Genomic DNA, 10,787 nt, shown 5'->3' on the forward strand with positions numbered 1-10,787 from the left:
TGGACAGTGTGCGGACGCAGGGTTTGCGTTTTGGCTGCGCCAAATCGCTCCGGCGGGGGGCCGGCCCCCCGCGCCCCCCGGGATATTTGTGGCAATAAGAAAGAGCGGAGCCAGGAAGGTGAGCGGGGGGAGCGTGCCTAGCGTAGGGCGCGGCCTTTGAGGATGGCGTCTTTGCCGAATTTTTCGCGGATTTTGTCGGTGGCGCGTTCGACATCGGAGCGCTTGGCGGCGCCCTCGTCGAGCAGGTCGTGCGAGCGGTCGGCATCGGAGGCGGGGACGAGGCCCGAGAGGCCTGTGCCGATGAGGCGGTAGGGGCCTTGATCGCCTGCCTGATCAAAGAGGGCACGGGCGGTGCGATAGATTGTGTCGGCCATTTGGGTGGCATCGTGAAGAGTCTGGCGGCGGGTGAGGCTTTTGAAGTTTGCGGTTTTGAGCTTGAGCGTGACGGTTTGGCCGGCAAAGCCTTTGGCTTTGGCGCGATCGGAGACTTGCTCGGCCAAGCGCCATAGGTGGCCATCGAGGAGGTCTTTGTCGGATGTATCCTCGAAGAAAGTTGTTTCTTTCGAGATCGACTTTACCGGTTCGTGGGCGCTGACGCGGCGGTGGTCTTCTCCGCGGGCGAGGTGATAGAGGCGTGTTCCCATGGAGCCGAAGCGGGCTGTCAGATCGACCTCGCTCCAGCGCAGAAGATCACTGAAAAGGTGAATGCCTGCTGTGTCGAGCGCCGCTTGAGAGACCGCGCCGACACCCCAGATGAGGCGGACGGGTTTATCGCGTAGAAAATCGGCTGTCTCCGCCTTGCCGATGATGGAGAATCCTTTGGGCTTTTCCAGATCGGAGGCGACTTTGGCGAGGAATTTGTTGTGGGACAGGCCGATGGAACCCGAGAGGCCAAGCTCGTTCTTCATCCGTTTGATGAGGCGTGCGAGCATGACGGCGGGAGGATGGCCGTGCAGGCGGGCTGTGCCCGTGAGGTCCATGAAGGCTTCATCGAGCGAGAGCGGTTCTATTTCCGGGGTGAGTTCTTCCATCATGCTGCGGATGGCGCGGGAGGCTTCAACGTAAGCTTCCATTCGGGGCGGCACGACAACGGCTTCGGGGCAAAGTTTGAGCGCCTGAAACATCGGCATGGCAGAGCGCACACCGCGGATGCGCGCGATGTAACAGGCTGTGGAGACAACCCCGCGGCGGCCACCGCCGATGATGACGGGCTTCGCTGCAAGCGCGGGATTGTCGCGCTTTTCCACGCTCGCATAGAAGGCATCGCAATCCATATGGGCGATGGCGAGATCGTAAAGCTCGGGGTGGGCCGCAACGCGGGGGCTGCGGCAGGCGGGGCAGCGTGGGCCCGTTTCAAAGGGGTGTAAGCAATCGCGACAGAGGCTAGGCATGGTTCTTCTTACGCCTGCATTTTATTCAATTCCACTTGGAAAATGCGCCATCACAGCGCATATCTGAAGTAAGCTTTGGAGAGAGAGATGAGTTTGGAACAGATTTTGACAGAATTGCTGGGCGGTAACCTCGTTGTCTTACTGATTGCGGCGTTTATTATTATTTCGATTTTTCTCGGTGTGCGGATTGTTCCGCAATCGGAGAAATATGTGGTTGAGCGCTTCGGGCGGCTCAAATCGGTGCTGGGGCCGGGGATCAACTTTATTGTCCCGTTTATTGATGTGGTGCGCCATAAGGTGAGTATTCTGGAGCGCCAGCTTCCCACGGCGTCACAGGATGCGATTACCAAAGACAACGTTTTGGTGCAGGTTGAAACCAGCGTGTTTTACCGCATTCTGGAGCCTGAAAAGACGGTTTATCGCATTCGCGACGTGGATGCGGCGATTGCGACCACGGTGGCGGGGATTGTGCGCGCCGAGATCGGCAAGATGGAGCTGGATGAGGTGCAGAGCAACCGCTCGAGCCTGATCGGACAGATACAGACGGCTGTTGAAGATCAGGTTGATAACTGGGGGATTGAGGTGACGCGGGCCGAGATTCTGGATGTGAACCTCGACCAAGCCACACGCGATGCGATGTTGCAGCAGCTTAATGCGGAGCGCGAGCGGCGCGCACAGGTGACACGGGCCGAGGGCGCGAAACGCGCGGTCGAGCTCAACGCGGATGCGGAGCTTTATGCGGCGGAGCAGATTGCCAAGGCACGCCGGATCGAGGCCGATGCAGAGGCTTATGCGACAGGTGTTGTGGCTCAGGCGATTGCCGACAACGGGCTGGAAGCGGCGCAGTATCAGGTGGCTTTGAAGCAGGTTGATGCCTTGGCCAAGGTTGGAGCAGGCGCTGGCAAGCAAACCATCTTTTTGCCAGCAGATGCTGTGGATGCGTTCAAGAACGCCTTTGGTATGCTGAAAGGCGGTAAGTGATGGAAGTGGTTGCTTCAGACGCACTTTGGACCTTGTGGTGGGTCTGGCTTGCAGTGGCACTGGGCCTCGGGATTTTAGAGATTCTGGCGCCGGGGTTTATCTTGCTGGGCTTTGCTATCGGCGCGGCTTGTGTTGGCGTGTTGCTGGCAGTGGGCGGGCCTTTGGGGGCTTATCTCGGCGGTTCGTTTACCATAACGCTGGCGCTGTTTGCGGTATTTTCGCTTGTTGGCTGGTATGGTCTCAGGCGCACGATGGGCGTGCGCAAGGGGCAGGTGAAGACCTGGGATACTGATATTAACGAAGACTGATGCGATGACCGGTGCGATGACTGGCGCTGCGCCTAGCGCTTTGGCAGTTCGGCCAGAACGGCGCGGGCGGCGGCGGCGGGGTCTTTCGCTTGCCAGACCGGGCGGCCCACGACGATGTGGTCGGCTCCGTCAGTGATTGCCTTGGCAGGGGTTGCGACGCGCTTTTGATCGCCCAAGGCGGAACCTGCGGGGCGCACACCGGGGGTGACGATGAGCTTGCCCTCGGAATCAGGCAGATCGCGGATGAGCGCGGCTTCTTGAGGGGAAGCGATAACACCATCGGCTCCGGCCTCAAAGGCGCGGCCCGCGCGCTCCAGCACCAGCGCTTGCAGATTGCCTTCCTTGATGAGCGAGGCGTCAAGATCTTCGCGGTCAAGGGATGTGAGGATCGTGACGGCGAGGATCTTCATATCGGAATTTGCCGCGCCTTCCTTGGCGGCGCGCACGACATGCGGGTCACCGTGGACTGTGAGGAAATCGAGATCAAACTGCGCGAGGCCACGCACGGCGGCCTCGACAGTTGCGCCGATATCAAAGAGCTTCATATCAAGAAAAATGCGCTTGCCGTGCTCGTCCTTCAGCTCTTGCGCCAGCGCAAGGCCGCCGCCTGTGAGCATACCGAGGCCAATTTTGTAGAAATTGACGGCATCGCCGAGTTTGGCGGCGAGCTCCATGCCTGCGATGGCATTGGGGACATCGAGGGCAACAATCAGGCGGTCGTCAGTTACGAGATCGGACATAGGGCGGCTCCTTCACAGCGGGTTTGCGCCTTGTTGCGGGGTTTGGGAACCGCGTCAAGGGCGCGTGCTGTGAAGGAGCCTGATGCCTCAAGCAGCGAGCGGGGGGTGCTCAGGGGCCTGAGGGATGGATGTGAGGCGGCGCAACTGCGAGCGCAGACCCGGATTTTTGGAGCGGTGTTTGCGCAGCGCTTTGTCTGAAATCTGTTTCATCACCAGAGCGTATTCCGCATCAAGCGGGGCAGCGACAAAGCTGGGATAACTGAAGGTGTCTCCTGCATCCTGGATAAAGACAATCGCTTCATAGCCCGAAAACTCGAGGTTGTAGCGGATGCGTGCAATGCGCGTTTTACCGTAAGACATGATCGTCCTCCTTATTAACCGGGCGTTCAGCCCTGATCGTAAAACGTGAGATGGGGGGTTTCCGTTCCATAAAAAGAGGGTGTTCACGCAAAGGTGAGTCAAGTTGTAAGCATTTGCGAAATTCCGCCGATGTGCTTTTTGTAGGGAGAGCTCTTGAAGAGGTGGCAGGAACGCCCCATTTTTATTCCAAGGTTCCCGACGCGACGTATGCCTCTTTTGGGTGCGCCAGCAGGGAAGGCTTATAAAAGGAGAAAGACCATGAACATTGAAAAGTTCACGGAGCGTTCGCGCGGGTTTTTGCAGGCTGCGCAGACAATCGCTATGCGGGAAGATCACCAGAGGGTGATGCCCGAACACCTGCTGAAAGCAATTATGGACGACAGTGAGGGGCTTGCGAGCAACCTCATAACCAAATCGGGTGGCGCGCCTGCCCGCGTGAAAGACGCCGTGGACCAAGCTGTTGGCAAAATTGCCAAGGTGAGCGGTGACACGGGCCAGCCTTATCTTGATAAATCAATGGCCAAAGTGCTGGGCGAGGCCGAGAGCCTTGCGCAGAAAGCGGGCGACAGTTTTGTCCCTGTGGAGCGCATTTTGATGGCGCTGGCGATGGTGAAATCGGCGGCGAAAGACGCGATGGACGCAGGCGCTGTGAATGCGCAGGCCCTGAACACGGCAATCAACGATATTCGCAAGGGTCGCACGGCAGACAGCGCCAGTGCGGAAGACAGCTACGAGGCGTTGAGCAAATACTCGACAGACCTGACCGAGCGTGCGCGCCTTGGCAAGATTGACCCGATTATTGGCCGCGACGATGAAATCCGCCGCACTATGCAGGTTCTGTCTCGCCGCACGAAGAACAACCCTGTTCTGATCGGGGAGCCGGGCGTGGGTAAAACCGCGATTGCCGAGGGGCTTGCCTTGCGCATTGTGAACGGCGATGTGCCTGAATCTTTGCGCAACAAGAAGCTTATGTCGCTTGATATGGGCGCTTTGATTGCGGGTGCGAAGTATCGCGGCGAGTTTGAGGAGCGGCTGAAATCGGTTCTCAACGAAGTGACGGACGCGGCCGGCGAGATCATCCTGTTTATTGACGAGATGCACACGCTTGTGGGTGCGGGCAAGGGCGATGGCGCGATGGATGCCGCGAACCTTATCAAGCCTGCCTTGGCACGCGGTGAGTTGCACTGTGTTGGCGCGACAACGCTCGACGAATACCGCAAGCATGTTGAGAAAGACGCGGCCCTCGCGCGGCGCTTCCAGCCAGTGTTTACCGAAGAACCGACTGTGGAAGACACGATCTCGATCTTGCGGGGTATCAAGGAGAAATACGAGTTGCACCATGGTGTGCGGATTTCTGACTCTGCCTTGGTGGCCGCGGCGACACTTTCAAACCGCTATATCACCGACCGTTTTCTGCCGGACAAAGCCATTGACCTTATGGACGAGGCGGCGAGCCGTTTGCGTATGGAAGTGGATAGCAAGCCAGAGGAGCTTGATGCGCTGGACCGCCAGATTTTGCAAATGCAGATCGAAGTGGAAGCCCTGCGCGCTGAAGATGACGAGGCTTCAAAAGACCGTCTGGAGCGGCTTGAGAAAGATCTGAGTAACCTTCAGGAAAAGTCCGACGAGATGACCGCCAACTGGCAAGCCGCACGCGACAAGCTTGAAGGCGCGCGCGAGCTTAAGGAACAGCTTGACCGCGCACGTGCCGATGGCGAGATTGCGACCCGTGAAGGCAACCTTGCGCGCGCAGGTGAGATCAGGTTCGGGATTATTCCCGACCTTGAGAAAAAGCTCGCCGCCGCCGAGGCCAGCGAAGGCGATATGACCGTGGAAGAAGCGGTGCGCCCGGAGCATGTGGCGCAGGTTATCGAGCGTTGGACAGGTATTCCGGCCGGTAAAATGCTGGAAGGTGACCGCGACAAGCTGCTTCGGATGGAAGATGGTTTGCACAAGCGGGTGATCGGACAGAACGCGGCTGTGACGGCTGTTGCCAATGCGGTGCGCCGTGCGCGTGCCGGCTTGAACGATGAGGGGCGGCCACTTGGCAGCTTCCTGTTCCTCGGGCCGACAGGTGTGGGTAAAACCGAGCTGACAAAGGCTGTGGCCGAGTTTCTGTTTGATGACGAGCACGCGATGACGCGGGTCGACATGAGTGAATTCATGGAGAAACACGCCGTTAGCCGCCTGATTGGTGCGCCTCCCGGTTATGTCGGCTACGAAGAAGGCGGTGTGCTGACGGAAGCTGTGCGGCGCAGGCCATATCAGGTGATCCTGTTTGACGAGGTTGAAAAGGCGCATCCCGATGTCTTTAACGTGCTGTTGCAGGTTCTGGACGATGGTGTGCTGACCGACGGGCAGGGGCGCCATGTGTCCTTCAAGCAAACGCTGATTGTCCTTACGTCAAACCTCGGGGCGCAAGCTTTGAGCCAGTTGCCTGACGGGGCCGACGCCGGTGACGCCAAGCGTGATGTGATGGACGCGGTGCGGGCGCACTTCCGCCCCGAGTTCCTCAATCGTCTGGACGAAACGATCATCTTTGACCGTCTGGGCCGTGAGGATATGGGCGGGATCGTCGAAATCCAGCTTGGGCTGCTCAAAAAGCGGCTTCTGGCGCGCAAGATCGAGCTTGACCTTGATGACGGCGCGATGAAGTGGCTTGCGGATGAGGGCTATGACCCTGTGTTTGGCGCACGGCCTCTGAAACGGGTGATCCAGCGCGCCTTGCAAAACCCGCTCGCGGAAGCACTGCTTGCGGGCGATATCAGGGACGGCGACACAGTGGCCGTGCGCGCGGGGGCTGATGGCCTGATCATCGGTGACCGCGTGGGGGCGACCAACCGTGACAAGCCCGACGACGCTGTGGTGCATTAAGCACCTAATACTTAAAGAGGAGGGCCGCCCCGATGAGGAGCGGCCCTTTTTATTCGCGACGTCAAAGAGAGGCGCTGCTTATTCCATACCGATCGCGGCACGGGCGATGCTGTCGAGCAGGGCTTCGACTTTTTTCATTTCGCCTTCGGGAAAGCCACGAAAGCCGATGGTTGTTTCATCGGGCTTATCGGGGGAGACGATGACGAATATGTCATAGGGGCAAAAGATCACATTCATCGGATCTGCTTCCATCACTTCCCGCGAGAGTTTGGCCGAGCAGAAGCTGTAGATATCGGCCTTTTCGAAAAGGGTCACATCGGAGCCGACATCGGCTTTGGTGCGCTCCAGCATGTCGCCAGTGTGCGAAACATGGTCGATCACGAGGCCCTCATCAAGGATGGCGTTTTCGAGTCCGAAGACCACGTCGTCAAAACTCTGGTCTGTTGTATAGCTGATATAGCCATCGGCGGCGAAGGCCTGTGTTGCCGTGAGGCAGGCGGCGGCGATGATAAGGGGAAGTGTGCGCATTTCTTTATCCTTTTAAGATGACGGCTTGGGCTGCTTGCCCTGCGGAGCGATCCGCTTCACTCTAGGGCAGAACGTAAAGGTAGCGTTGATATATATCAAACAGGGAATGTGATGGAAATTGCGGTTTCGATTTTGGACGTTCTGGCACTGGCTTTTGTCTGGGTGTTGGGCGCTCTCGCAGCGCTTTTGGTGATACTCTATATTATGGACCGCTCCCAGCGGAGTGATGCGATCCGGCGCAACTATCCTGTGATCGGGCGGTTCAGGCACATCTTCAGCACGCTGGGCGAGTTCTTCCGCCAGTATTTCTTTGCGATGGATCGCGAGGAGATGCCGTTTAACCGTGCGCAGCGCGAGTGGGTGGAGAATGCGGCGAGCGGAGAGGGCAACACTGTTGCTTTTGGCTCAACCCGCAACTTGGGGGTTCCCGGAACTGCGATATTCACCAATGCGCCGTTTCCGCCGCTGGACGACCAGATTGCGAGAAGCGAACCGTTGTTGATCGGGCATCACGCGCGCGTGCCTTATATGGCACCTTCTTTCTTTAACATTTCGGGCATGTCTTATGGCGCTTTGTCAAAACCTGCCGTACGTGCGCTGAGCCTTGGGGCGGCCAAGGCCGGTGTCTGGCTGAGCACGGGCGAGGGCGGTTGCGCGCCGCATCACCTTGAAGGCGGTTGTGATGTGATCATGCAGATCGGCACGGCGAAGTATGGTGTGCGTGATGCCGAGGGCAAGCTGAGCGACGAGAAACTGCGCGAGCTGGCGGCTCGGCCCGAAATCAGGATGTTCGAGCTTAAACTGGCGCAAGGGGCCAAACCCGGCAAGGGGGGCATTTTGCCTGCCGAGAAGGTGAATGCCGAGATTGCCTCCATTCGCGGAATTATCGAGGGGACAGCGAGCATTTCGCCCAACCGCCACATTGAAGCGGGGGACTGGGGCGAGTTGCTCGATATGATTGCGCATATCAGGGAGGTGAGCGGCAAGCCTGTGGGGATCAAGACAGTGCTGGGCGCTTCAGAGACTTGGGAACCGTTCTTCGAGGAGATCGTTAAGCGTGGGCCAGAATCTGCGCCTGACTTTATAACTGTAGACGGCGGCGAGGGCGGCACGGGGGCCGCACCTATGCCGCTGATGGACCTCGTGGGGCTTCCAATACGCGAGGCGCTGCCCTTGATGGTGGATTTGCGCGACAAACATGGGCTGCAAGAGCGCATTCGCATGATTGCCTCTGGCAAGCTCGTGAACCCCTCCGATGTGGCTTGGGCGATATGCGCGGGGGCTGACTTTGTTGTTTCGGCGCGGGGCTTTATGTTTAGCCTTGGCTGCATTCAGGCGATGAAGTGCAACAAGAACACCTGCCCCACAGGGATTACTACACATGACCCCAAGTTGCAGCGGGGGCTGGTTGTGGAAGAGAAGTTCGAGAAAGTTGCGCGCTATGCCAAGCAGATTATCAGCGAGGTCGAGACCATCGCGCATTCTGTTGGTGTGACCGAGCCGCGGCTGATGCGGCGGCGGCATGTGCGGCTTGTGGGCGATGACGGACGCTCGCGCCCTATGAACGAGATTTACCCAACTGTCCTACCGTCTCCCTCAGACAGGACGTGAGAGCAGGAGGGGCGCCTCGCTCTCCTGTTTCGCGACGTTTGGGCAATACCTTAAGTTACAAAAGTTACAAAAAATGAACGCAGATGTGAGAGGCTGTGGTTTGGAGGTGCCCGCGTAAGGAGCTATCTGTTGTCTGATTTTATAGAGGATACAAGAAATGGCATTTCGCTGGAGCAACACCCTGAAAGACAACGACGTGACGGACAGGTCTGTCTTTTTGAACCGCCGCCAGCTTATGGGCGGTGCGGCGGGGCTTGGCCTTGTCGGGATGGCGGGGGCCGCGAAGGCAGATGAGCTTACGCCCAATGCGCTGGAAGATATCACCAACTACTGTAACTACTACGAGTTTGGCACAGGCAAGGAAGACCCTGCGCGCAATGCCCACACGCTCACAACCGAGCCTTGGAGTGTGACGATTGACGGGATGGTGGACCGCCCTGCGGCCTATGCCTTTGAAGATATCATGGCGCAGATGAGCATTGAGGAGCGGATTTACCGTTTCCGCTGTGTGGAGGCCTGGAGCATGGTTGTGCCCTGGAACGGGTTCGAGCTTGCTGATTTGCTTCAGCTTGCGGGTGTGCAGAGCGGGGCAAAGTATGTGGCCTTTGAAACGGTGCTGCGGCCCGATGAGATGCCGGGTGTGAAATATCCGGTGCTGGACTGGCCTTATGTGGAGGGGCTGCGCCTTGATGAGGCGATGCATCCACTTACTATAATGGCGACAGGAATCTATGGTGAAGATATCCCGAACCAGAATGGCGCGCCGCTTCGGCTTGTTGTGCCGTGGAAGTATGGTTTCAAATCTATCAAATCGGTTGTGCGGATCACGCTGACAGACAAAGAACCACCCACCAGCTGGAACAAGGCGAACGCGGGTGAATATGGCTTCTATAGTAATGTGAACCCCGAGGTAGACCACCCGCGCTGGTCACAGGCCACAGAGCGGCAGTTGGGCGGCGGATTGTTTGCCGGCCGAGTGCCGACGCTGATGTTTAACGGCTACGGCGAAGAGGTTGCGAGCCTCTATGCGGGCATGGACCTTAAAGCGAAGTTTTGAGGCCGTTTGTGGACCATCTGAACAGGCTTCTGAAACGTGCGCCAGCATGGCCCTTATATATGCTGTGTGCGGCGCATGTTTTCTGGCTGTTCTATCTGGGCCTTACAGGGGGGCTTGGCGTCGAGCCGATCAAGGCGCTGGAACATGCTTATGGCGAGGCCGGGCTCAAGCTCTTGGTGGTGACACTGGCTGTCACGCCGCTGCGCCGCTTTTCGGGTGTGAACCTTCTTAAGTTTCGCCGAGCGCTGGGGCTGTGTTCGTTCTTTTATATAGCGGGGCATTTGAGTGTCTGGCTGGTGCTGGATGTGCAGCAGGTTGGCCAGATCTGGGCCGACATTGTTAAGCGACCTTATATAACTGTCGGGATGGCGGGATTTGCCCTGCTTCTGCCGCTGGCCCTTACTTCAAACAATGCCTCGATTCGCAGAATGGGGGCTGCGAGCTGGCGAAAGCTGCACAAGCTGACCTATCTGGCGGCGATTCTGGGGGCTGTGCATTATGTGATGCTCGTGAAGGGCTTTCAGATCGAACCGATTGTCTATCTGGCCGTGATTCTGGGGTTGATCGGCAGCCGATTCATTGAGCGGCAACGCAAGATAGCCTGAAAAGCCGAACTGAAGCAGCGGTTTCAGTAAAATTCGGGAGGCGACTCGCATGGCTCTTGGGAAATGGCAGGCGATTTGGTGTGAATCAGGCAGTGATTCATCCGGGATGGAAGTGAGCCTTGGAGGCGAGCCTGTGGATAAGTCTATATGTGGTGCTGGAAGGGACGCGGCTGGATAATAAAGTTGCGCATAGGCGGAATTTTGCGAAATAGATGCCAAGCAAAGTGTTGAAAACACTGGAAAAATACGGAATTCTAAAAAAAAGACAGATTTATGAAAAAAGGGGTTGCGGGTATTGGCTACTAACCTTAGAACCCACTTCACCGGCGGCG

General features: G+C 57.8%; 10 protein-coding genes. 6 read left to right on the forward strand and 4 right to left on the reverse strand.

What is annotated here, in order from left to right:
• Positions 1-137 precede the first annotated feature (137 nt).
• Positions 138-1,391, reverse strand: a complete 1,254-nt coding sequence (locus OE750_RS17740; protein ID WP_263765641.1) for a DNA polymerase IV — start codon at positions 1,389-1,391, stop codon at positions 138-140.
• 87 nt (positions 1,392-1,478) lie between these two features.
• Between OE750_RS17740 and OE750_RS17745 the strand changes: the two genes are divergently transcribed.
• Positions 1,479-2,372: an SPFH domain-containing protein gene (locus OE750_RS17745; protein ID WP_263765642.1), complete on the forward strand. Its 894-nt coding sequence runs from the start codon at positions 1,479-1,481 to the stop codon at positions 2,370-2,372.
• Positions 2,372-2,680 carry an NfeD family protein gene (locus OE750_RS17750; protein ID WP_263765643.1) on the forward strand — a complete coding sequence of 103 codons (309 nt, stop codon included), beginning with the start codon at positions 2,372-2,374 and terminating at the stop codon, positions 2,678-2,680. The genes OE750_RS17745 and OE750_RS17750 overlap by 1 nt, the downstream gene beginning before the upstream one ends.
• A 32-nt stretch (positions 2,681-2,712) precedes the next feature.
• Here the strand turns inward: OE750_RS17750 and pyrF are convergent, their stop codons facing one another.
• Positions 2,713-3,420, reverse strand: coding sequence for an orotidine-5'-phosphate decarboxylase (gene pyrF, locus OE750_RS17755; protein ID WP_263765644.1), 708 nt, complete (start codon positions 3,418-3,420; stop codon positions 2,713-2,715).
• Between the two features lie 87 nt (positions 3,421-3,507).
• Positions 3,508-3,780 (reverse strand): hypothetical protein, encoded by a 273-nt coding sequence (locus OE750_RS17760; protein WP_263765645.1) that lies wholly within the window; start codon positions 3,778-3,780, stop codon positions 3,508-3,510.
• 258 nt (positions 3,781-4,038) lie between these two features.
• Between OE750_RS17760 and clpB the strand changes: the two genes are divergently transcribed.
• Positions 4,039-6,654, forward strand: coding sequence for an ATP-dependent chaperone ClpB (gene clpB, locus OE750_RS17765; RefSeq protein ID WP_263765646.1), 2,616 nt, complete (start codon positions 4,039-4,041; stop codon positions 6,652-6,654).
• 78 nt (positions 6,655-6,732) lie between these two features.
• On the opposite strand, the gene OE750_RS17770 is transcribed toward clpB, so the two are convergent.
• Complete coding sequence (locus tag OE750_RS17770) at positions 6,733-7,182, reverse strand: DUF302 domain-containing protein (protein ID WP_263765647.1); 450 nt, start codon at positions 7,180-7,182, stop codon at positions 6,733-6,735.
• 111 nt (positions 7,183-7,293) lie between these two features.
• Here OE750_RS17770 and OE750_RS17775 point away from each other — a divergent pair, with 111 nt between their 5' ends.
• The 3 genes from OE750_RS17775 (at position 7,294) to msrQ (ending at position 10,455) form a co-directional block, all read left to right on the forward strand.
• Positions 7,294-8,793, forward strand: a complete 1,500-nt coding sequence (locus tag OE750_RS17775; protein WP_263765648.1) for an FMN-binding glutamate synthase family protein — start codon at positions 7,294-7,296, stop codon at positions 8,791-8,793.
• Between the two features lie 157 nt (positions 8,794-8,950).
• Positions 8,951-9,850 (forward strand): protein-methionine-sulfoxide reductase catalytic subunit MsrP, encoded by a 900-nt coding sequence (gene msrP, locus OE750_RS17780; RefSeq protein WP_263765649.1) that lies wholly within the window; start codon positions 8,951-8,953, stop codon positions 9,848-9,850.
• Between the two features lie 8 nt (positions 9,851-9,858).
• On the forward strand, positions 9,859-10,455 hold the full coding sequence (gene msrQ / locus OE750_RS17785) for a protein-methionine-sulfoxide reductase heme-binding subunit MsrQ (protein WP_263765650.1): 597 nt from the start codon (positions 9,859-9,861) through the stop codon (positions 10,453-10,455).
• Positions 10,456-10,787 lie beyond the last annotated feature (332 nt).

This window comes from Lentibacter sp. XHP0401, from assembly GCF_025751535.1.
GTDB lineage: Bacteria > Pseudomonadota > Alphaproteobacteria > Rhodobacterales > Rhodobacteraceae > Lentibacter.